Annotated in this window: 20 protein-coding genes; 7 read left to right on the top strand and 13 right to left on the bottom strand. The window is 65.0% G+C overall.

What is annotated here, in order from left to right; all coding sequences use genetic code 11:
- The first annotated feature begins 38 nt into the window (after window positions 1–38).
- Window positions 39–722, top strand: a complete 684-nt coding sequence (locus tag KF796_12775) for a Crp/Fnr family transcriptional regulator (protein MBX3587506.1) — start codon at window positions 39–41, stop codon at window positions 720–722.
- 68 nt (window positions 723–790) lie between these two features.
- On the opposite strand, the gene KF796_12770 is transcribed toward KF796_12775, so the two are convergent.
- Genes KF796_12770 through KF796_12750 form a run of 5 tightly spaced genes read right to left on the bottom strand, consistent with a single transcriptional unit; the run spans window position 791 to window position 5,890 of the window.
- Window positions 791–1,960, bottom strand: a complete 1,170-nt coding sequence (locus KF796_12770) for a hybrid sensor histidine kinase/response regulator (protein MBX3587505.1) — start codon at window positions 1,958–1,960, stop codon at window positions 791–793.
- Window positions 1,961–1,972: 12 nt separating this feature from the next.
- On the bottom strand, window positions 1,973–4,465 hold the full coding sequence (locus tag KF796_12765) for a response regulator (GenBank protein ID MBX3587504.1): 2,493 nt from the start codon (window positions 4,463–4,465) through the stop codon (window positions 1,973–1,975).
- Window positions 4,462–5,136 (bottom strand): iron-containing redox enzyme family protein, encoded by a 675-nt coding sequence (locus KF796_12760; GenBank protein MBX3587503.1) that lies wholly within the window; start codon window positions 5,134–5,136, stop codon window positions 4,462–4,464. Before KF796_12760 ends, KF796_12765 begins: the two co-directional genes overlap by 4 nt.
- Window positions 5,133–5,612 (bottom strand): N-acetyltransferase, encoded by a 480-nt coding sequence (locus KF796_12755; GenBank protein MBX3587502.1) that lies wholly within the window; start codon window positions 5,610–5,612, stop codon window positions 5,133–5,135. Before KF796_12755 ends, KF796_12760 begins: the two co-directional genes overlap by 4 nt.
- Before the next feature lie 2 nt (window positions 5,613–5,614).
- Window positions 5,615–5,890, bottom strand: a complete 276-nt coding sequence (locus KF796_12750; GenBank protein MBX3587501.1) for a hypothetical protein — start codon at window positions 5,888–5,890, stop codon at window positions 5,615–5,617.
- Window positions 5,891–6,232: 342 nt separating this feature from the next.
- Here KF796_12750 and KF796_12745 point away from each other — a divergent pair, with 342 nt between their 5' ends.
- The 5 genes from KF796_12745 to KF796_12725 are packed head-to-tail and all read left to right on the top strand — an operon-like array spanning window position 6,233 to window position 9,790.
- Window positions 6,233–7,726: a YdiU family protein gene (locus KF796_12745; GenBank protein ID MBX3587500.1), complete on the top strand. Its 1,494-nt coding sequence runs from the start codon at window positions 6,233–6,235 to the stop codon at window positions 7,724–7,726.
- A 10-nt stretch (window positions 7,727–7,736) separates the two neighbouring features.
- The gene (gene msrB / locus KF796_12740; protein ID MBX3587499.1) at window positions 7,737–8,159 is read left to right on the top strand and encodes a peptide-methionine (R)-S-oxide reductase MsrB; all 423 of its coding nucleotides are present in this window, start codon (window positions 7,737–7,739) and stop codon (window positions 8,157–8,159) included.
- Window positions 8,160–8,166: 7 nt separating this feature from the next.
- Window positions 8,167–8,724: a septation protein A gene (locus tag KF796_12735; protein MBX3587498.1), complete on the top strand. Its 558-nt coding sequence runs from the start codon at window positions 8,167–8,169 to the stop codon at window positions 8,722–8,724.
- The gene (locus KF796_12730) at window positions 8,721–8,987 is read left to right on the top strand and encodes a BolA family transcriptional regulator (GenBank protein MBX3587497.1); all 267 of its coding nucleotides are present in this window, start codon (window positions 8,721–8,723) and stop codon (window positions 8,985–8,987) included. The genes KF796_12735 and KF796_12730 overlap by 4 nt, the downstream gene beginning before the upstream one ends.
- A 17-nt stretch (window positions 8,988–9,004) precedes the next feature.
- Window positions 9,005–9,790, top strand: coding sequence for a peptidylprolyl isomerase (locus KF796_12725; protein ID MBX3587496.1), 786 nt, complete (start codon window positions 9,005–9,007; stop codon window positions 9,788–9,790).
- 48 nt (window positions 9,791–9,838) lie between these two features.
- On the opposite strand, the gene KF796_12720 is transcribed toward KF796_12725, so the two are convergent.
- From KF796_12720 to KF796_12710, 3 genes are all read right to left on the bottom strand, one after another.
- A complete protein-coding gene (locus tag KF796_12720) occupies window positions 9,839–10,591 on the bottom strand; it encodes a DUF1624 domain-containing protein (protein MBX3587495.1) in 753 nt (250 codons plus the stop codon).
- A gap of 9 nt (window positions 10,592–10,600) precedes the next feature.
- Window positions 10,601–12,499: a S8 family serine peptidase gene (locus KF796_12715; protein MBX3587494.1), complete on the bottom strand. Its 1,899-nt coding sequence runs from the start codon at window positions 12,497–12,499 to the stop codon at window positions 10,601–10,603.
- 82 nt (window positions 12,500–12,581) lie between these two features.
- Window positions 12,582–13,016 (bottom strand): MerR family transcriptional regulator, encoded by a 435-nt coding sequence (locus KF796_12710; protein MBX3587493.1) that lies wholly within the window; start codon window positions 13,014–13,016, stop codon window positions 12,582–12,584.
- A 190-nt stretch (window positions 13,017–13,206) separates the two neighbouring features.
- On the opposite strand from KF796_12710, the gene KF796_12705 reads away from it, so the two are divergent.
- Window positions 13,207–14,028 (top strand): MBL fold metallo-hydrolase, encoded by an 822-nt coding sequence (locus KF796_12705; GenBank protein ID MBX3587492.1) that lies wholly within the window; start codon window positions 13,207–13,209, stop codon window positions 14,026–14,028.
- 24 nt (window positions 14,029–14,052) lie between these two features.
- Here the strand turns inward: KF796_12705 and KF796_12700 are convergent, their stop codons facing one another.
- The 5 genes from KF796_12700 to purL all read right to left on the bottom strand — a co-directional run bounded on the left by KF796_12700 (window position 14,053) and on the right by purL (window position 20,369).
- Window positions 14,053–14,364, bottom strand: coding sequence for a RebB family R body protein (locus tag KF796_12700; protein MBX3587491.1), 312 nt, complete (start codon window positions 14,362–14,364; stop codon window positions 14,053–14,055).
- Between the two features lie 37 nt (window positions 14,365–14,401).
- A complete protein-coding gene (locus KF796_12695; protein ID MBX3587490.1) occupies window positions 14,402–14,791 on the bottom strand; it encodes a hypothetical protein in 390 nt (129 codons plus the stop codon).
- 90 nt (window positions 14,792–14,881) lie between these two features.
- Window positions 14,882–15,688 (bottom strand): M48 family metalloprotease, encoded by an 807-nt coding sequence (locus KF796_12690; GenBank protein MBX3587489.1) that lies wholly within the window; start codon window positions 15,686–15,688, stop codon window positions 14,882–14,884.
- Window positions 15,689–15,763: 75 nt separating this feature from the next.
- On the bottom strand, window positions 15,764–16,342 hold the full coding sequence (locus tag KF796_12685; GenBank protein ID MBX3587488.1) for a hypothetical protein: 579 nt from the start codon (window positions 16,340–16,342) through the stop codon (window positions 15,764–15,766).
- A gap of 25 nt (window positions 16,343–16,367) precedes the next feature.
- Complete coding sequence (gene purL / locus KF796_12680; GenBank protein ID MBX3587487.1) at window positions 16,368–20,369, bottom strand: phosphoribosylformylglycinamidine synthase; 4,002 nt, start codon at window positions 20,367–20,369, stop codon at window positions 16,368–16,370.
- Window positions 20,370–20,427 lie beyond the last annotated feature (58 nt).

The following is a 20,427-nucleotide window of genomic DNA, read 5'->3' as shown; positions in this document are numbered from 1 at the left end:
CGCGGCCAATCGTGCTCGCGCTGACCGACAATCGCGCCATGTTTGCCGATCACAGCCGCCCCGCCGCCCAGTTCCTGGCTCGCCAGCCCTGGTTCACCCAGTTGCCCGCGGACATGCAGGCGCGCATCGAAGCGCGGGTGTCGCTACGCGCAGGCCGCAAGGGCGAGGTGATGCTGCACGCCGGTGAACCGGTCAAGGGCTGGTACGCCGTCACGGCTGGCCTGGTCACGCTGCAGAGCCAGTCAGCCCAGGGGCGCCTGTCGGTGTTCCTCGGCGCGCAGGCCGGCGACTGGTTTGGCGAAGGGTCGGCCCTCAAGAACGAGCCGCGTCGCTACGACGTGATCGCCCTGCGCGACAGCGAGCTGCTGTGCCTGCCGCGCGCCGAGTTCGACGAGCTGCGCGCCACCAGCCTGGCGTTCAACCAGTTGCTGGTCGCCCACCTGAACCTGCGGCTGGGCCAGGCCATGGCCATGATCGAGGCTGAACGCATCCGCTCGCCCGAGCAGCGCGTGGCGCTGTACCTGGGGCGGCTGTTCTGGCCGGGCTTGCGCAAGCTGCGGCTGTCGCAGGAAGAGCTGGCGAATCTGGTGGGCCTGTCACGCCAGACGGTGAACCGGGTGCTCAAGCAGTTCGAGGCGCAGGGCCTGGTTTCACTGGAGTTTGGGCGTATCGGCATCGCGGATGAAGCCGCTCTGGCCGAACGGGCGGGCACCCGGCCTTGACCCCGCGCCGCCGCCCTGCGAGCGCGGCCACCGGTTCCGGCCACCCCGTGCCGCAGTGATGGCCTGCGCTAGCTGGCCGGACGGAAGTAGAGTGTCACCACCGTGCCTTCCCCTTGCGTGGAAGCAATCTCGATCAGACCGCCAATGGACTGCATCACGCGCTGGCAGAACATCAAGCCCATGCCATTGCCGCCACTGGCCGCTCGAGTGGTGACCGGCTCGCGCGTCAGTTTGGCCAGCACCTGCGGCGGGATCCCGGGGCCATTGTCGGAAAAACGGATCCAGGCCCGCTTCGCCTCCCCCGCCCCGCCATCCGCCGGGTCAACACCCACGGTGACCCGCAATGCCGGCTCCTGCACGGTGCGCAGTGCCAACAGCGCATTCTTGGTCAGCGTGCACAACACCAGGTACAGCAGATCCCGCCGGCCCGGAAGCCGGAAATCCTCGATCGTCTGGCTGCTGACCCAGGAGCGCTCGTTCTCCTCGAAGGGAAACTCGTCCAGCAAGGCGCCCACCAGGCCCGCGCCATTCACCGACTGGGCGGCGGCACCCGGGTAAGCGTCGCGCGCCGACTGGACGAAAGTCGATACCAGTGACTGGCAGTACAGCGCCCGGCGCTCCGCCCGCTCAAGGGCTGCAATCAGCTCTCCTGGTGAGTGTTCGGTGAACTGCGCCAGGCCAGCCGGTGCGCCGGGCTCCGGCGGACGGTGGCGCGCGGCAACCGTGTTCACGCAGCCACGCACCGTGGCCAGCGGGGTGTTGAGTTCGTGGGCCAGAAAGCCCAGCGTTTCGCGCAACGCCGATACCCGGCCCTCGTTCATGGCCCGCTCCAATGCCTGGGCGTGATGCAGAGCCACGGCCTCGCGCAACGCCTCGCGGGTCAACGCGTCGTCCAGCGGTTTTTCCAGAATGCGGAACACCTTGCCGTCATTGACCGCTGCAATCGCCACATCCTTCTCGGCATAGGCCGTTGCCAGCAGCCGCACAAGATGGCGGTAGTCACGCAGCACGGTGCGCAGCAGCTTCATGCCATCGCGCTCGGGCATGCGGTAGTCGGTCACCAGCACCGCGAATTCATGACCTCGTTCGGCCAGCACGTCCAGCGCCTCACCCACGCTCGCGGCGGTGACCACCGGAAACTCCTGGCCGAACCTCAGCGCGAATGCCTTGCGCGAAAGCGGCTCGTCGTCGACGAACAGGATGTGGCTGGCTTCGGTGAAAGTGTTGGGTGGCGGCATAGGAAGGACAGTTCAGCCTGTCTGGACGGGAGATGGGTGGGTGCCATAGGCGCGCAGCGCAGCCTGCGTCTGCTGCGCCAGCGCATGAACCTGGGCTTCCCAACCAGGGACCGAAGGCAGGCTGCGTTCCTCCACCATCGGCACATAGAGGCGCCGCACCAGACGGTAAAGCGCGCCCGCGCCGGCCTCACCGCTGATGCCCAGCAGCGAATGCATGGTCTCGATGCTGGCCCGCAGATCCTGGCGCGCCACACTCTCATGCAGGCTGTCGGCGAGGCGGCCGAGTTCGGCCACATAGTCGCCCAGGAGTTCTTCCAGCATGCCGATGCGACGATAACCTTCCAGGCGCTGAAGGTCCAGCAGCGGCCCGGCTTCAGTCGCTTCCTCGGCCAGCGGTGCCGTGGCGGCGCCCGGCGGCCTGCCGCCGATCAGGTCACCCAGCGCGTCATACAGGGCGCCCACCTCCAGGGGCTTGGTGAGAAAGCGGTCGAAGCCGGCCGAACGCGCCGCCTCCATGGCCGGTGCACCCGAGCCCGCAGTCAGCGCCACAATGGGTAGGCCGTTCCACGGCTGGCCGCTGGCCCGGATGGCGCGGGCCGCATCAAGGCCGCTCATCCCGGGCATCCGCACATCCATCACCACCGCATCCCATTGACCGCCCTGACCCAGCCGGTCCAGCACCGCCTGGCCGTGGGCAACCTCGCTCACGGCAGCGCCGGCATGGCGCAGCCACGCCGTCACCGCCTTGCGGTTGACCGGGCTGTCATCTGCGACCAGGATGCGCCGGCCAGCCAGATGCTCGGCGCCCGGCGCCACCGCCGCTGGCTGATGCTCCATCACGTATTGCAAGGACTGCACCAATTGCAGCTGGGCGCAGGGCTTGCTGATGAAGCCATCCATGCCGGCCTTGTGCGTCTTCACGCTGGCCAGGTGGGCCGGCTCGCTGGTGTAGGCCACGATGCGCGCCTCGCGGCTCGCGGGAATCTGGCCGTGACGCAGTTTCCTGGCCACCGCGTAGCCGTCAAGCAGCGGCATGTTCAGGTCCAGCAGCACCAGGTCATAGCGTTCGCGGGACAGCATCTCCACGGCACGCTGACCATCCGGCGCCTCGTCGATGGCCGCTGTCAGTGGCAGCAGCTTGTGGCGAGTGGTCAGGCGCTGCGCGGCATCGTCGTCGACCACCAGAATGCGCTTTCCCGCGAGCACCTCGCGCGCACGGGCCAGCACCGCCATCCAGTGGGCCTCGGTCTCGGTGGCGGTCACCTCCGGGAAATGCAGGGTGAACTGGGTGTACTGGCCCAGGACGGTCTCGCATTCAATTCGCCCGCCAAACGCCGTCATCACCCGCCGGCAATACACCAGGCCCAGCCCGGTGCCCCCCGACTTTCCGGATGAGGCGAACGGCTCGAACAACCTGGCGAGCAGGTCTGGCGCGATGCCGGGTCCGTTGTCGTGCACCACCACCTGCTGGCGCTTGACCGTCACGGTGACCAGCCCCTGAGCATTGAGCGCGGCATAGTAGAGCGCATTGCGCATCAGGTTGAAAAGCACGAAGAGGTAGGCCGTCTCCCCGCCGCGGAAATTGAAGTCTTCCAGTACGTGCATCCGCACCCGGGCGCGGTCGGCGTCGTCCTCGTAGCCGTATTCGCGCACCGCCTTGTCGGTGGCCTCGGCCGCGGAGATGTAGGAGAACGCGGAGGCGTCGATCGGCTTCTCATTCACCTCGTCCAGCGTCATCGAGATGACCTGCAGGCCGCGCTTGACGGCCATTGCGCTTTGCGCCAGGTGACGGTAGAGCGCATCCACCTCCACCCCTGAGATGGTTTGCGCCTGCATCTCGGTGGTGGGCAGGGGCAGCGCGCGCTGCATGCTGTCCAGGCTGTGCCTGATCTGGCTGAGAGGGTTGCGCATCTCGTGCGCGATGGAACCGGCCATTGCGGTGTAGGTACGCTTGATCTTCTCCGCCTCCGCCTGCTTCTGGGCCAGCTTGAAAGCGCTGCCGCCCACGACCACGAGCACCAGTATCGGAAGCCGGCCGATATAGTCACGCGGGAACTGCGGGTCCGGTGTCACCGTCATGTAAAGCCCGACGGCCATGCCACAGCCAACCACCAGCATGACGACACTGTTGCGCCAATCGGAAAGCAGAACCAGGAAGAACGCGGCCATCAGCGTGTTGGCCACGCCCACGGTGCCCCCGCCGTTGACCAGCGAAGTGAAGACGAAAAAAAACGGCATGCAGTAGATGAAGGTGACGTACGCATACGCGAAGAAGTACCGTCGCAGCCACTGCGGCCATTGGCTGCGCAGCGCCAGCCCGGAGCACAGCAGCATGGCGATCACGCGCAAACCGGCATCATTGAACGGGACGTCCGCCTTGGTGAACCGCAGCAGATAAAACAAGGGGAACGCGACCATGCCAATCATCCCGCTGTACTGGATGATTGGCCGGCCGTGGGAGTGGTAGGCGGAGAAATGCGCGAAAAACCCGCGCAACGGGTTCATGGCTTCGTGGCGCCAGAAGGATGCATGTCGGCCACCTGTTCGATCAACTGGCCGGTGAGGAACAAGGTCGTGCGCGCCACCTTCAGCACCAGGGCCTGGTCTTCCGGTTTGACTGCAAAGTTCTCGATCGCCTCCGTCACCTGCTGGATGTGCGCCTCGTCAGCCTGGGCATGGGAACCGAAGAAAGTGAGGTTCTTGCTGGTCAGCTGCAAGTCCCTGCTGATCTTGCCAAAGGGCTCGGCGATGTGGCCATAGACACCTTCAGCCCAGAAGCTGTAACCCAGCCGGGCCACCGCGCCATAGCGCAGGGCGACAGCGTACAGGTAGCCAATGAGCGCCTCGGTGGCAGGCAACGGATCCTTGCGCAGGTCGGCCTCATCGAGCATTCCGATGCTCTTGAGGTCATGGATCACCATGCGCTCGTGGCCCAGCTCTTCCGCCGCATGCCGGTAAACGAACTTGAGCAATCCCTCAGGCGCCGGCTGGAAGGCCGCGACCGCCTGGTTCATCGAGTTGTGGCGCGAGTAGTGGTAGACCTGAAGCATCAGGTCGCGGTAGAGCGCCATGGGCACCGGCTCGCCCATCACACGGCGCCAGAAGGTGCCCTTCTTGATCTTCGCCCACTCGGCGTCGACTGTTTCCCGCAAGGTGTGAACGAAAGAGGCTGTCATGTAAATGCTCCCTGGTTGGCGATTGTGTCAAATCGGCTGGTCGTCAGAGCGGCCCCCATCCGGGGCGCCTCTTCTCCCCTGGCCAATTCACCAATGACGTGATTGAAATAACCGTGAATAAGCGTGTAGGTCTTGGAGGTGCCAAGCAACGGAACATCCCTGGCCACCACCGCAAACCCAAAGCGGCGGTACAACCTTGAAAGCACCGGGGTGCAGGTCGCATGCAGGTTGTCCACCGCTGAAATGCGATGCAGGTAGGACAGCGACAGATACAGGAACCCCCTCAGTGATTCCGGACCGCCGCGGTAGTCCGGATTGATGGCCAGACGCCCCATCTCCCAGCCCCGCGCATGCGTGTCGCCGCTCTCGACGCCAGCTTGCGCCCGCAATTTTTCGACCAAGGTCAATCCCTTCCCCATTGGAACGGCGCGAATGGTGCCCACCAACTCCCCATCGAGTTCGAAGGCGACCACCACGCCTACTTCATCTCTTTTTTTTCGTCGGTTGCGAAGTGCGGGTCGCTCGCGCTGTGCGTCAGGTCGATATGCCCGCGCAGGAAACGGATGGTGTCGATCTCGCCCGGACCACGAAGGTGATGCAGAACCAGGTCGTCAGGCGCGGCACGCTCCCCCGCACGGAGCTGGTGCAGTTCGTGGGTGGCTTGATGCAGGCAAAGCCGTGCCGCCGATGTATCCACCGCACCGCCGCACCTGAACGCAGACGAATATGCACTGCCCGACATAACCACTTCCATGCTTGGTGACTTCATTATCCTGCGCCAGATTCGTCGCGCAAGACTCCAGCATGCATCGCATGACACCCATCGTGCGATGCCCCTTGCGGAATTTACTGAAGAATGTTGGCCATGAGATGGGTGATTTTCTTAAGCCTGTCTCATCGCCAGCCGATAGCCATGGCGGCGAGGCGGTCAGAAACGCGCCAGGTCTCGCGTGGCATGAAGCTCGGGGCCGCGGGGATGCGACGCCTGTGCTTCCGGTATCGCAGATTAGTTGTATCAAATTGCTTTTTTGACTGGCCGGCCACGGAATTCGCAGTGCCGCGGAACGCGTGTACTCCCGAACAGGGACAATGCCGCATGGACCAAGCCATCAAAACGCCTGCCCGGCAACTGGATCTGCAACTGGAGTGGCGCAACAGCTTTGCCAGGCTGGGGCCGGAGTTCTACACCAGGCTGCTCCCGACTCCCCTGCCCTCGCCGGAGTTGGTGGGGCTCAACCGGCCGCTGGCCGCGGTGCTCGGGCTGGATTCCGGGCTGCTGGCCAGCCAGCAGGGCGTTGCGGCTTTCACGGGCAATCTGGCGCTGGCCGGCGCCGACCCGCTGGCCAGCGTCTACAGCGGCCACCAGTTCGGCGTCTGGGCCGGCCAGCTGGGCGACGGCCGCGCCATCCTGCTGGGCGAAGCGCTGACCGCGCTCGGCCCGCAGGAAATCCAGCTCAAGGGCAGCGGCCTCACGCCCTACTCCCGCATGGGCGACGGGCGCGCCGTGCTGCGGTCAAGCATCCGCGAATTCCTGTGCAGCGAGGCGATGCACGGGCTGGGCATTCCCACCACGCGGGCGCTGTGCGTGACGGGGTCCGACGCGCCCGTGGCCCGTGAGGAAATGGAAACAGCCGCCGTGGTCACGCGGGTGGCGCCCAGCTTCATCCGCTTCGGGCACTTTGAACACTTTGCCGCGCGCGACCAGCTGGGGCCGCTCAAGACCCTGGCCGACCATGTGATCGACCAGTTCTACCCCGAGTGCCGCGACAGCGACCGCCTGGCCGGCAACCCCTACGCGGCGCTGCTGGAGGCCGTGAGCGCGCGCACGGCGGCCATGGTGGCCCAGTGGCAGGCCGTGGGCTTTTGCCACGGCGTGATGAATACCGACAACATGAGCATCCTGGGCCTGACCATCGATTACGGGCCGTTCCAGTTCCTGGACGGCTTCGACCCCGGCCACATCTGCAACCACAGCGATCCGGGCGGCCGCTACGCCTACAACAAGCAACCCAACATCGCCTACTGGAACCTGTTCTGCCTGGGCCAGGCCCTGCTGCCCCTGATCGGCGAGCAGGACCTGGCGCTGGCCGCGCTCGAGCCCTTCAAGGCAGCCTATCCCCAGGCCTTCGAGGCCCGCATGCGGGCCAAGCTGGGCCTGGCCGAGGCGCGCGAGGGCGACCGGGGATTGATCGAGTCCATCCTCAAGCTGCTGGCGGCGGGGCGGGTGGACTACACCATCTTCTGGCGCCGCCTGAGCGCGCATGTGGCGGGCGGTTCGGCCGAGCCGGTGCGCGACCTGTTCGCGGACCGGGCGGCGCTGGACGCCTGGCTGCTACAGTATTCAGAGCGCCTGAAGGCTGCCCCGCCTGGACTCCCGGGCGATTTGATGCTCAAAACCAACCCCAAATACGTTTTGCGCAACCACCTGGGTGAGCAGGCCATCCGGCAGGCGAAACTAAAGGACTTTTCCGGCGTCCAAACCTTGCTCACGTTGCTGCAGGCCCCATTTGACGAGCATCCCGCGCACGAGGACCATGCCGGATTCCCGCCCGACTGGGCCGCCACCATCGAGATCAGCTGTTCATCCTGAAGGAACCAAGATGCCCCCCAAGATCCAGAAATCCGACGACGAATGGAAAGCCCTGCTGGCCAGCAAGGGCGCCGAGCCCATGGCCTTTGACGTGACCCGCCACGAAGCCACCGAGCGGGCCTTCACCGGCAAATGGGCCGACAACAAGGCCCAGGGCGTTTACGCCTGCATCTGCTGCGGCAAGCCGCTGTTTGATTCGGCCACGAAGTTCGACTCGGGCACCGGCTGGCCCAGCTATTTCCAGCCGCTGACGCCCGATGCCGTCGAAACCAAGACCGACCGCATGCTGTGGATGAAGCGCACCGAGGTGCACTGTGCCGACTGCGGTGCCCACCTGGGCCACGTGTTCGAGGACGGCCCTGCGCCCACCGGCCTGCGCTACTGCATGAACTCGGCCTCGCTAGACTTCAACCCCGTGGACTCCTCGAACTGACCCCCGCATGAAGCTGCTGCTCGACTTTTTTCCCATCATCCTGTTCTTTGTCGCGTTCAAGTTCGCCGACATCTACGTGGCCACGGGCGTGGCCATCGTCGCGACCATCGCCCAGATCAGCTGGCTGCGCTACAAGACGGGCAAGGTCGAACCCATGCAGTGGATCAGCCTGGGCGTGATCGTGCTGTTTGGTGGCGCCACCATCATTTCGCACAACGAGACCTTCATCAAATGGAAGCCCACGGTGCTGTACTGGCTCATGGGCGGTGCGCTGCTGGTGGGCCAGCTGCTGTTCCGCAAGAACCTGCTCAAGGCGCTGATGGGGGCCCAGATGGAACTGCCCGACGCCGCCTGGCGCGTCATGAACTGGAGCTGGACGGCCTTTTTTGCCGTGATGGGCGTGGTGAACCTGTGGGTGGCCTTCAACTTCGACACCAACACCTGGGTCAATTTCAAGCTGTTTGGCGGTTTGGGGCTGATGGCCGTGTTCGTGGTCGGCCAGGCCCTGTACCTGGGCAAATACATCAAGACCGATGAGCAGCCCGGCGAGGCCGGCGACCGATGAGCACCGGCGTCACGGCCGCGCAGATGACGCAGCGGCTGCGGGAACTCCTGGCCCCCAGCCAGCTCGAAGTGCTGGACGAAAGCGCTGCGCATGCCGGGCATGCGGGCGCTGACGGCACCGGCGCCGGCACCCATTTCCGGGTGCGGATTGCTTCACCTTTGTTTACAGGAAAAGCCCGTTTGGCGCGTCATCGCCTTGTGTATGATGCGCTCCAAGTTTTCATTGACCGGGGCGTCCATGCCCTCGCGATTGAAATACTCTGAACTCCCAGGAAACCCCAATGAAGAACCGTTATTTGTCCGCTGTTGCGGCGGCTGCCCTGGCGGGTGCGTTTGCCCTGCCCGCCATGGCCCAGAACCTTGCCATCGTCAACGGCAAGCCCGTGCCCAAGTCGCGTGTCGACGCGCTGATGCTGCAGATCACCAAGTCGGGCCGGGAGATCACCCCCGAAATCCAGGACCAGATCAAGAACGAGCTCATCGCGCGCGAGATTTTCATGCAGGAAGCGCAAAAGCGCGGCCTGGACACCAGCGACGACTTCAAGAGCCAGATGGAACTGGCCCGCCAGACCATCCTGATCCGCGAGCTGTTCTCCGACTACCAGAAGAACAACCCCGTGACCGACGAGGAAGCCAAGGCCGAGTACGACAAGTTCGCCGCGGCCAACGGCGGCAAGGAATACCGTGCGCGCCACATCCTGGTCGAGAAGGAAGACGAGGCCAAGGCCATCATCGCCAGCCTCAAGAAGGGCGGCAAGTTTGAAGAGATCGCCAAGAAGCAGTCCAAGGACCCGGGGTCCGGCGCCAATGGCGGTGACCTCGACTGGGCCAATGCCTCCAGCTACGTGCCCGAGTTCTCGGCCGCCATGATCAAGCTCAACAAGGGCCAGGTCACCGACGTACCGGTCAAGAGCCAGTTCGGCTACCACGTGATCCGCCTGGACGACGTGCGCCAGGCCCAGCTGCCCAAGTTTGAGGAAGTCAAGCCGCAGATCGCGAAGCAGCTGGAACAGCAGAAGCTCGGCAAGTTCCAGGAAGACCTGCGCGCCAAGGCCAAGGTCGAGTGAGCTGACCTCTTCCTGCCAAAAAAAAAGCGGCCTCCGGGGCCGCTTTTTTCATGCGCCGGCGGCCTTGAGCGCCATCAGCGCACCAATCATCACGGGCTGGTGCAGCATGTACCAGCTCAGGCTCCAGCGGCCCAGCCAGGCCAGCGGCGCGGCCGGGGGGGACAGCTGCGTCGCCAGCCGCGCGCGTCGGTCCGGATCGGCCAGCAGCCACTGGCCCGCGGCCATGCCCCACCACATCACGCCCAGCCAGGGCAGCACGGGCACATAGTCCTCGGTGACGGGCTTGTGGCTGATCAAGCCCAGCCAGTTGAAGGCGGGTTCATTGAGGAATCCGCCGCCAGTCCAGACGGCATGGGCATGCTGCGCTACAAACTTCATAGCAATCGCCAGTGCGCCGGCTGGCCACAGCCAGCGCCCCCAGCCCGCCGTGAGCCGCACCACGATGAGCATCACCGCAATGCCATGCAGCACGCCAAAGTAGATGAAGCTGCGGGGGAACATCACGTACGAACCCGCCGTGACCAGCAGCGCACAGGCGGCCACCTGGCCCCAGCGCTTCCAGAAGCGGCGCCAGCTCTGCCCCTGCGCCACGGCAACGGCCTGGCCCAGACCCGCGCAGAACAGGAACAGGCTCACGATGCAGGTGCGCTGCCAGGTCCAGAAAGGATCGTGGTAGAAGTTCTGCCGGATCCAGCCCGCATGGTTGAGGTCAAAGCAGAAATGAAAAATCGTCATCCAGACGATGGCGACGCCGCGCAGGGCGTCGATGGTGTCGAAGCGGTAGGATTTCAGGGCCGCCATGTCATGGGCCTATGGGGCTGGCCGTTCACCCATATCGAATTTTTGCAATGAGAGATAAGGCATGGTTTCTGAAAATCGCAGAGCGGCGTAATCGATCCCCTGTATAAGCAAGGCAGTCCCCACGGAGGGGTTTGCAATGCGGGGGGTGCGATAGGCGCCGTTCATCGTCTGCCCATCTGCGTACTGCGCCCAATGCCCAAAGGCGACATTGCTGCCCGCAGTCAGCGTTGCCGTGGTCACGTACCAGACAGGATCACCATACTCGTCGTACATGAATCCGGCAGCAAACAATTTGTCGCCCTGCACCTCGAGGGCATAACCACGCCCAGGTTGCGCAGGATCCCAATACCAGCCTGAAGATACCCGCTGGAAGTTCGGCTCACTCGCCTGCGCCAATCCACCAGGAAAAATCTCAAATCGCTCGATCGGGAAGGTTCTGCCCGACCAGGTGATTCGACCTTTGGTTGGACTTGAGAACTCTATGTGAACGGTGCCGGGCGAGTCACCGCGAAATGGACTGCGATACGGGCCCATCAAGGTCTGCCCGTTCACATAGCGATCCAGAATGCCAGTGTAGGCATTGGGCGACTCCATGAGCGCAGGCCCTGAAGTAAGCCAGGTCGCCTTGCCAGAAGAGTCATACAGAAACCCTCCGAAATAAATCTTGCCGTGACGAAACTCCATGGCAAATCCGCTGCCTGGCTCACTTGGATTCCACCACCAGCCTGTTTGCGGATATTCCGGCTCTGCAACAAATTGGCCGTCTTTCGCTGACTTGACGGCGGCATACCCGTCAAGCATGCCAGCCCCACATCGCGCCGGCGTGCAATACGAGCCCTCTGGCCTGCGGGGTTTTCTGGCTGAGGCCATCAGAAGCGATTTCACCATGGCCTGCGTCAACGACGGATTGACCGAGAGCATCAGTGACGCCACCCCGGAAACATAGGCTGCGGCGTTGGCTGTTCCAAACCTTGTGGTCAGCGTAATTCTGCCGAACGAGCCGTCAATTCCAAAAGATGTGGCGTAGTAGGGGGCGATCAGTCCCAGGTTGGTGCCATAGTTCGATGGATAAAAAGGAGGATTCAGGGAGTTAATCTCTCCCCCATTCCCGACCACAATGACATCGGGACAGTTGGCGGGGAGCGCGTTCGCGATGTCGATACCCCAGTCGCCAGCGGCTACCACCACAACCGCTTTTCGATCGATCGCGGTACGGACGGCTTCCGCGACAGCACCGTCACACAGCTTCCCGTTGACAACGCTCCCGAGATTGATCACTCGCGCAGGGTTCTTGTTGTCCGGCACGCCGGGAACACTCCCTCCGGCGGACCATTTGATGGCATCAGCAAGATCCGTCAATTGCTGCTGACTGCTGCCTGGCAGCACCCGGACTGGCAAAATTTTGGATTTCCAGTTCACGCCTGCTATTCCGACACCGTTATTCCCGGTGGCAGCGATGACGCCGGCAATGAAAGTGCCTGGCCAGGCATCTTGTGGTCCGGCACCATTGCCGGGATCCGTAGCATCCGCATCACGCCCATCACCGTCGCGCGAAACGGCGACATTGGAGATGAAGTCGTAACCCGGCAACAATCTGCCACTGAACTCGGCGTGAGGCACAACGCCTGAATCGATCACGGCGATGACTAGGTTGGGATCTCCGGTGGAAAACTGCCACGCGTCCATGATGTTGGCGCTGAACGTACGCAAAGGCTCCGACAATGAGTAGGAGACATCGTTTGGCCACGCGGCCCGCTTATCTATTTCGACGTTGGTCTGTCTGACGATCGGCTGCTGGGTCCGAACTTCACCGCCCTCGGATTGACCTCCTCCACAAGCGGTCAACGCCAAAACACCAGTGAACAAGCACAGCCGCACCAGGATGGCAGTGCCAATCGGATTCCACATTCTTGCCCCCCAAGAGTTGTCTTTTATGAAGTGCGCAAATGATACCTGTCAACGTCATGCACCGGACTGCCCTCCCCGCCTGTTAGCTGGCTGCGCGTTGCCGCACTTTTTGTGGTTTTGCCGTTCTCATGCGCGGGTAAGTCGAGGTGGAGACTGAGACCGGTTCGCTCTGGCTGCAGGTCAGCGACGCCAGCGTGTTCACCAGTTCCTGCCGCAAGCGGCGCAACTCCTCAAAGCGCGCATCAATCTCGGCGATCTTGGACTGCAGGCGCTGCTCGATGCCGCTGCGGCCCATGCGGCCTTGCACCAGATCGGGAATGACCTCGCGGATCTGCGCCAGCGAGAAGCCCAGCATCTGCGCACCGCGCACAAAGCGCACGCGCTGCACGTCGCTCGCGGCATAGGCACGGTAGCCGTTGTCACGCCGCTGAGGCGGATCCAGAAGGCCCTGCTTCTCGTAGTAGCGCAAGGTGTCCACGGTGACCCCCGTGGTTTCTGCCAGTTCGCTGATTTTCATGGTGGCGTGGGCCCGCGGCCGAAAAAAAGTCTTGACCCTGGAGTATGGACCAAGGTTTAGATTGCAGGCCTCAGTGCTTTTCGCAAGGAACTTCCCCATGCTCCGCCCTCTTCTGGCTCCCCTTTGGGCTCCTCTTCTGGCTGCCCTTCTCCTCGTCACCTCATCGGCCGCTGTCGCGGCCCCACCGCCCGTGCCGGCCGTTCGCTTCGCGGTCATCAAGACCGCAGCGCTGCCGGTGAAGGAAGCCCTGCTGTTTGCCGGTGGACGCCTTGGCCACCCGGCGGTCACCAATTTCTCGGCCTTTCTCATCCAGCACGGTGACAGCCGCTTCCTGTTCGACACCGGTCTGGGCAGCCAGGTCGCGCAGCAATATGCGCAGGACATGCCGCTGTGGATGCGGCCCTTCTTCAAATACGAGGGCCCGGTGCTGCCCGTGCGCCAGCAGCTCGCCCAGGCCGGCGTTCCGCCCGTGACCGACATCTACCTGAGCCATGACCACTGGGACCACGCGAGCGGGCTGGTGGACTTCCCCGGCGCTGCGGTGTGGGTGACGCCGCAGGAGCGGGTCCATGCGCGCGAGTCCCAGGGCAAGCCCGGCGGCGCCTGGCCTTCGCAGGTGGGCTCCCCGTCTATCCAGTGGCGAACCGTGACCCTGCAGCCGGTCCCCTATGAAGGCTTTGAAAGCAGCCTTGACCTGTATGGCGATGACCGCGTGGTGCTGGTGCCGCTGCAGGGTCACACGCCCGGCTCCGTGGGCCTCTTTGTGCGCGTGAGTTCAGGGGCGCGCTATTTCTTCGTGGGCGATGCGGTGTGGAGTGCCCAGGCGCTCAAGGAGGGGCGCCCCAAGTTCTGGCCCGCGCGCCAGATCGTGGACGACGATGTGGCCCGGACCCAGCAAGTGATCGACAGGATCCGCGCCGCCATGGCCCGTGACCCGGCCCTGGTGGTCGTGCCCGCGCACGATGGCGCGGTGCAGGACGCGCTGGGGTATTTTCCGAAATGGGTGGAGTGAGCGTGGGGCTGGCTCACGCCTCCATCAACTGGCCTGCTTGCCCTTGTCACTGAAGGCCTGGACGGTGGCCTTGAGGTCCGCCAGGGTTTGGGCCAGCTCGTTGTTGCTCAGGACGTCCACGGCCGAGCGCGCTTCGAGCGGGCTGAGCTGGGACAGCACCGTCACGCCCTTGGCCACCACCGAGATCCCCAGCTCGTTCATGGCCTGCTGGTTGGCCACGGCATTCTGCTGGGCGAGGTTGGTGTTGGCCACGAGATTGGCAAAGGCCAGGTTGGCCAGCATGGCGGGCTGCTCCGCGATGGGGTTCTGGCTTTCGGTTGCGTTGCTGTCGGGCATGGTGAATCTCCTTTGCGGGTGGGGCGGTGCGGATGGGTCAGTTCTGGTTTTGCGCTGCCTTCAGCTGTTCGGCGGCCTTGGCGGTCATCTCGAGATTGGCCTGCGTGGCTTGTTGCATGGTGGCCTGCATGCCCTGGAACTGCTGCTTCATGGACTCCACCAGTTCAAGCGCCAGCTTGGCGTTGCTGGCCGGCGAGCCAGGCCCGCTGTCGACCGACAGGATCAGGCTGACCGCCTTGGCCACGGTCGCCATAAGCAACTGGTTCATGGCCTGTTGCTGCGAGATCATCATCTGCTGCTGCAGGTTGTTGTTCAGAATCTGGTTGGCCAGCGCCATGTTGGCCAGGATGGCCGGCTGTTCGCCGATCGATTTGGCGTTGGAAATGGCAATGGACTGAACAACGTCGGCTGGAAGTGCGTCTGACATGGTGCCCCTTTGATGCCAGACACGCGCTGGCGGCGCTGGACATTCTAGGGGCGCCCCGTTCTGGCGCCGAGCGCTATTGTTGTGCGGAATTCACCGACGGCGGACCTGCTGCGCCGTGTACAGCCGCTGCGCCAGCGGCAGCCGTGCGCGCAGCTGGACCAGGCGTTCGCGGGCCGCCGGGTGCGTGCGCACCAGCGGGTTGGGCGACTTGCCCAGCGCGGCCTGCTGCGCCATGAAGCCGAGCTGTTCTCGCGGGGCATAGCCGGCCGCGCTGGCCAGCAGCAGGCCCAGCTCGTCCGCCTCCAGCTCGCCCTGCTGCATCACCGGTTCGAGCGACGAGAGCAGTGCGAAGTTGTAGCCAATCTCCACGTACATGTCGGCCACGCTGCGCGGCACATCCTGTCGCAGCAGCATGCGGGCAAAGTGCAGGGTCTGGCGTTCGTGTTCAAGAATGCTGTGGGCCATCTCATGCGCCAGCACAAAGGCCAGCTGGGCGTCGGGCATCTTGTGTTCATGGATGAAGGCTTCTGAAATCATCACCTGCCCGCCGGGCAGGGCCAGCGCCTCCACGCCCTGGGTGCGCACCACGGTCAGGGTCCAGGGCAGGTGCCGGGCCCGCGCAGTCTGCGCGCGCGCCAGCGGGACCAGCCGTTCGAACACGCGGCGCACCCGTTCGCAGCTTTTCTCGCAGCCATACTGGCCCTCGCCCCTGGCGCGCCGCACGATGGCTTCAAAGTTGCCGGCCGTGGCACTTTCGACTTCGTGAGCGGTCCAGGCCAGCGCCACGGGCTCGTAGGCCAGCTGGGCCCAGCGGTCAGCGGCCGCCGCGCTTGCCGCGGCCAGGCCGGCGATGCACGCCAGCGTCATCCGCATCCAGCAAGCCGGCAGTGTCTTCATGGGCCACGACCTCCTGTGGCACATCGTAGACCTGTTGGCCCGGATGGGGAAGCCCCGCTTTGCAGATGCCTCGCCCTACAGCGCGTTGAGGTCCTTGCACATCTTTTCGAAGTCGCCGGTGTATTCGGACGACATGTAGAAGCGGCGGTAGTCCTCTTTTTCCAGCGGCTTCCAGTAGCTGGTATAGGCACCGGCAAGGGTCAGGTAGCCGGCATACCGGGCCGGCTGGTTGTAGCCCTTGAACAGCATTTCGTAGTTGTTCAGGTTGATGGCGGTCCCCATGATGGCCTTGATCATGGCCTGCTCGACGACCTTGGAGCGCGCGGCCTCCGAGACCAGCGCCACCACGGTGCTCAGGCTCTGCGTCATCAGGGTGCCGGTGCCACCGCCGGCTTTCAGCGCCGTGGCCAGCGCCCCCTTGTTGACCGTTGCCATGTTGTCCACATGGTTGTAGTTGGTCAGATTGACCCGGCCGGCGCCGATGTTGTAAGCCACCAGCTTGAAATTGGGCGCTTCAAAAAAATACCGGTAGGTGTTGAAGCCCTCGGTGTAGACCACTTCGGTCTCGGCCCGCGTGGCCGCGTTGTCGCGGTCGGCCTGACGGAACGCCGTAAGAAAACTCTTGTACTTCTTGGACGTGAGTTCGATATCCATCGCAACGCCTCCTTATTCCACCCATTTAGCCCACCCATTTTCTCGCGTTGCGCCAGATCCGCATCCACGGGCTCAGATCGCTGCGGTCACCGTCGGTCCAGCTCATCTGCACATTGCGGAACACCCGCTCGGGATGGGGCATGAGGGCGGTGAAGCGGCCGTCGGCGGTGGTCACGGCCGTCAGGCCGCCCGGGCTGCCGTTGGGGTTGGCGGGGTAGGCCTCGGTGGGCTGGCCCTGGTGGTTCACGTAGCGCATGGCAGCCAGCGCCTTTTCGGCGTTCCCGCGGTAGGCAAAGTTGGCATAGCCCTCACCGTGTGCCACGGCAATGGGCAGGCGGCTGCCGGCCATGCCTTCGAAGAACAGGCTGGGCGACGGCAATACCTCCACCAGGCTCAGCCGGGCCTCAAAGCGCTCGCTGCGGTTGGTGGTGAAGCGGGGCCAGTCCTGCGCGCCGGGGATGATGTCGGCCAGCTCGGCAAACATCTGGCAGCCGTTGCACACGCCCAGGCCGAAGGTATCGGCCCGGCCAAAAAAAGCCTTGAACTGGTCGGCCAGCACCGGGTTGAAGGTGATGCTGCGGGCCCAGCCGATGCCGGCGCCCAGCGTGTCGCCATAGCTGAAGCCGCCACAAGCCACCACCCCCTTGAAGTCCTGGAGCCTGGCCCGGCCCGTCTGCAGGTCGGTCATGTGGACGTCATGGGCGTCAAAGCCGGCCTCGGTGAAGGTGTAGGCCATCTCCACATGCGAGTTGACCCCCTGCTCGCGCAGGATCGCCACTTTGGGCAGGGCCAGGTTCAGGTAAGGGGCCGCGGGGTTGTTGGCGGGGTCGAACGTCAGGTGCACGTGCAGGCCTGGGTCGGCCGGGTCGCCGGCCGCGGCGTGCTCGGCATCGGCACAGGCCGGGTTGTCGCGCTGCTGGCAGATCTTCCAGCTCACGCTGTCCCAGACCTGGTGCAGGTCGGCCAGGGCGGCGCTGAACACGGCCTTGGTGTCGCGCCAGACCTGGATCTGGCCCTTGCCGGCCTCGATGGACGATGACGCGGGCCGGGTCTTGCCAATGAAGTGGCTGAAGGCGCTCAGGCCGTGCTCGCGCAGGGTCTGCATCACGGCATCGCGCTCGGCGGTGCGCACCTGCAGCACCACGCCCAGCTCTTCGCTGAACAGGGCCCTGAGCGTGAGTTCCTCGCGCCGCGCGCTGACCTGGCCGGCCCAGTTCTTGGCGTCGCCGGTGTCCATGCGGCTGTCGGAGATGCCATCGCCCTCCACCAGCAGCATGTCGATGTTCAGCGCCACGCCCACCTGGCCCGCAAAAGCCATTTCACAGACCGTGGCCAGCAGGCCGCCATCGCTGCGGTCGTGGTAGGCCAGCACCTGGCCCCGGGCGCGCAGCGCGTTGACTGCGTTGACCAGATTCACCAGGTCCTGCGGGTGGTCCAGGTCGGGTACCTCGTGGCCGGTTTGCCCCAGCGTCTGCGCCAGGATGCTGCCAGCCATGCGGTGGCGGCCCCGGCCCAGATCGACCAGCACCAGGGTGCTGTCGGGCTCGGTCGCGTCCAGCTGGGGCGTGAGCGTTCCGCGCACATCGGCCAGCGTGGCAAAGGCGCTCACGATCAGGCTGACGGGCGAAGTGACTTTTTTCTTCTCGTTGCCCTCGGTCCACTGGGTGCGCATCGACAGGCTGTCCTTGCCCACGGGGATGCTCACGCCCAGCGCCGGGCACAGCTCCATGCCCACGGCCCGCACGGTTTCGTACAGCGCGGCGTCCTCGCCAGGCTCGCCGCAGGCGGCCATCCAGTTGGCCGACAGCTTGACGCGCGGCAGCTCGATGGGCGCGGCCAGCAGGTTGGTGATGGCCTCGGCCACCGCCATGCGCCCCGACGCCGGCGCGTTGACGCTGGCCAGCGGCGTGCGCTCGCCCATGCTCATGGCCTCGCCGGCAAAGCCGCTGTAGTCGGCCAGGGTCACGGCGCAGTCGGCCACGGGCACCTGCCAGGGGCCAACCATCTGGTCGCGGTGGCTCAGCCCCCCCACCGTGCGGTCGCCAATGGTGATGAGGAAGCGTTTGGAGGCCACCGTGGGGTGGGCCAGCACGTCGATCACGGCCTTCTGCAGCTCGACCCCGGTGAGGTCCACGGGCGGCAGCTGGCGGGCCACGGTCTTGACGTCGCGGTGCATCTTGGGCGGCTTGCCCAGCAGCACGTTCATGGGCATGTCCACGGCGGTGCTCACCACCAGCTGGCGCTCTTCGGTGGCCACGCCCACCACGGCAAACGGGCAGCGCTCGCGCTCGCAGAAGCTGCGGAACAGGTCCAGCGATTCGGGGGCGATCGCCATCACATAGCGTTCCTGGCTCTCGTTGCACCAGATTTCCTTGGGGGCGAGGCCGCTTTCTTCGAGCGGCACGGCATCCAGGTCAAAACGCGCGCCGCGGCCCGCGTCGTTGGTGAGTTCGGGGAAGGCGTTGCTCAGGCCGCCCGCGCCCACATCGTGGATGGCCAGGATGGGGTTGGCCTCGGCCAGGGCCCAGCAGTGGTTGATGACCTCCTGCGCGCGGCGCTCGATCTCGGGGTTGCCGCGCTGCACCGAGTCAAAGTCGAGCTCGGCGGCGTTGGCGCCAGTGGCCATGGAACTGGCGGCGCTGCCGCCCATGCCGATGCGCATGCCGGGCCCGCCCAGCTGGATCAGCAGCGAGCCGGCCGGGAATTCGATCTTTTTCGTAAGCCGGGCGTCGATCTGCCCCACCCCGCCCGCGATCATGATGGGCTTGTGGTAACCGCGGCGGATGCTGTCGGCGTCGCTGGTCACGGTCTGCTCGTACTCGCGGAAGTAGCCCAGCAGGTTGGGCCGGCCAAACTCGTTGTTGAAGGCGGCGCCGCCCAGGGGGCCCTCGGTCATGATCTGCAGCGGGCTGGCAATGTGCGCGGGCTTGCCAAAGTCATCGGTGCCGGCCGTTGGCCAGAGCCGGGACACGGTGAAGCCCGTCAGGCCGGCCTTGGGCCGCGAGCCGCGGCCGGTGGCGCCTTCGTCGCGGATCTCGCCGCCCGCGCCGGTGCTGGCGCCCGGGAACGGGCTGATGGCCGTGGGGTGGTTGTGGGTTTCCACCTTCATCAGCACATGGGCCAGTTCGCTATGCTTTTCATAGCGCATAGTGGCCGCCCTGCCTGGACTCCCGGCACTTTTGGCCATGAAACGTTCGATGGAGCTGCCTTCCATGACCGAGGCGTTGTCCGAATAGGCCACCACGGTGTGCTGCGGGCTGGTCTGGTGGGTGTGGCGGATCATGCCGAACATGCTCTTGTCCTGCGCCACGCCGTCGATGGTGAACGAGGCGTTGAATATCTTGTGGCGGCAGTGCTCGCTGTTGGCCTGGGCGAACATCATCAGTTCCACATCGGTGGGGTTGCGCGCCAGCCCCGTGAAGGCGGTGACCAGGTAATCCATTTCGTCGTCGGCCAGCGCCAGGCCGAAACGGCTGTTGGCGGCCTCCAGCGCCGCGCGGCCGCCGCCCAGCAGGTCCACCTGCTCCATGGGCGCGGGCTGCAGTTCGGTGAACAGGCCCAGCGCCTGGGCCCGCTCGAACATCACGCTTTCGGTCATGCGGTCGTGCAGCAGCGCCGCCACGTCGGCGCGTTGCGCGTCGCTGAGCGTGGGCTGGCCGCCCAGCAGGCCGCTTTTGAGCGTGAGCCGGTATTCGGTGATGCGCTCCACGCGGCGCAGCGCCAGGCCACAGTTGTGGGCGATATCGGTGGCCTTGCTGGCCCAGGGCGACACCGTGCCGAACCGGGGCGTGACCAACAGCACGGGGCCCTCGGTGGGGCCGGCGTAGGGGTCGCCATAGGTCAGCAGCGCGGCGAGCCGCTCGCGGTCGGCCCCGTTGGCCGGCGCATCCGACGCCACCAGGTGGACAAAACGGGCGGCGATGCCGGTGATCCTGTCGTGGATGGTTTGCAGGCGCGGCAGGAGTTGCTGGACGCGGAAATCGCTGAGGGCGTTGCCGCCGTCGAACTGGGTGATGTGCAGGGTCACGTGGTGGCCTTGGAGAGGGTCCGGCGCTGCGCTGAATGGGCAGCTCCGTGGAAACCCT

Origin of the sequence: Ramlibacter sp. (genome assembly GCA_019635435.1) — a bacterium.
Classification (GTDB): domain Bacteria; phylum Pseudomonadota; class Gammaproteobacteria; order Burkholderiales; family Burkholderiaceae_C; genus JAHBZM01.
This window is presented reverse-complemented; position numbering and strand designations above follow the sequence as displayed.

Bases quoted from the DNA above. Each gene is read 5' to 3' on its own strand.
- KF796_12750 (MBX3587501.1), bottom strand. From the start codon at position 5,890: ATGGAAGTGGTTATGTCGGGCAGTGCATATTCGTCTGCGTTCAGGTGC.
- KF796_12700 (MBX3587491.1), bottom strand. From the start codon at position 14,364: ATGCCCGACAGCAACGCAACCGAAAGCCAGAACCCCATCGCGGAGCAG.
- KF796_12720 (MBX3587495.1), bottom strand. From the start codon at position 10,591: ATGGCGGCCCTGAAATCCTACCGCTTCGACACCATCGACGCCCTGCGC.
- KF796_12735 (MBX3587498.1), top strand. From the start codon at position 8,167: ATGAAGCTGCTGCTCGACTTTTTTCCCATCATCCTGTTCTTTGTCGCG.
- KF796_12760 (MBX3587503.1), bottom strand. From the start codon at position 5,136: ATGACAGCCTCTTTCGTTCACACCTTGCGGGAAACAGTCGACGCCGAG.
- msrB (MBX3587499.1), top strand. From the start codon at position 7,737: ATGCCCCCCAAGATCCAGAAATCCGACGACGAATGGAAAGCCCTGCTG.
- KF796_12695 (MBX3587490.1), bottom strand. From the start codon at position 14,791: ATGTCAGACGCACTTCCAGCCGACGTTGTTCAGTCCATTGCCATTTCC.
- KF796_12730 (MBX3587497.1), top strand. From the start codon at position 8,721: ATGAGCACCGGCGTCACGGCCGCGCAGATGACGCAGCGGCTGCGGGAA.
- KF796_12685 (MBX3587488.1), bottom strand. From the start codon at position 16,342: ATGGATATCGAACTCACGTCCAAGAAGTACAAGAGTTTTCTTACGGCG.
- KF796_12775 (MBX3587506.1), top strand. From the start codon at position 39: ATGTTTGCCGATCACAGCCGCCCCGCCGCCCAGTTCCTGGCTCGCCAG.
- KF796_12690 (MBX3587489.1), bottom strand. From the start codon at position 15,688: ATGAAGACACTGCCGGCTTGCTGGATGCGGATGACGCTGGCGTGCATC.
- KF796_12765 (MBX3587504.1), bottom strand. From the start codon at position 4,465: ATGAACCCGTTGCGCGGGTTTTTCGCGCATTTCTCCGCCTACCACTCC.
- KF796_12770 (MBX3587505.1), bottom strand. From the start codon at position 1,960: ATGCCGCCACCCAACACTTTCACCGAAGCCAGCCACATCCTGTTCGTC.
- KF796_12725 (MBX3587496.1), top strand. From the start codon at position 9,005: ATGAAGAACCGTTATTTGTCCGCTGTTGCGGCGGCTGCCCTGGCGGGT.
- KF796_12715 (MBX3587494.1), bottom strand. From the start codon at position 12,499: ATGTGGAATCCGATTGGCACTGCCATCCTGGTGCGGCTGTGCTTGTTC.
- KF796_12710 (MBX3587493.1), bottom strand. From the start codon at position 13,016: ATGAAAATCAGCGAACTGGCAGAAACCACGGGGGTCACCGTGGACACC.
- KF796_12745 (MBX3587500.1), top strand. From the start codon at position 6,233: ATGGACCAAGCCATCAAAACGCCTGCCCGGCAACTGGATCTGCAACTG.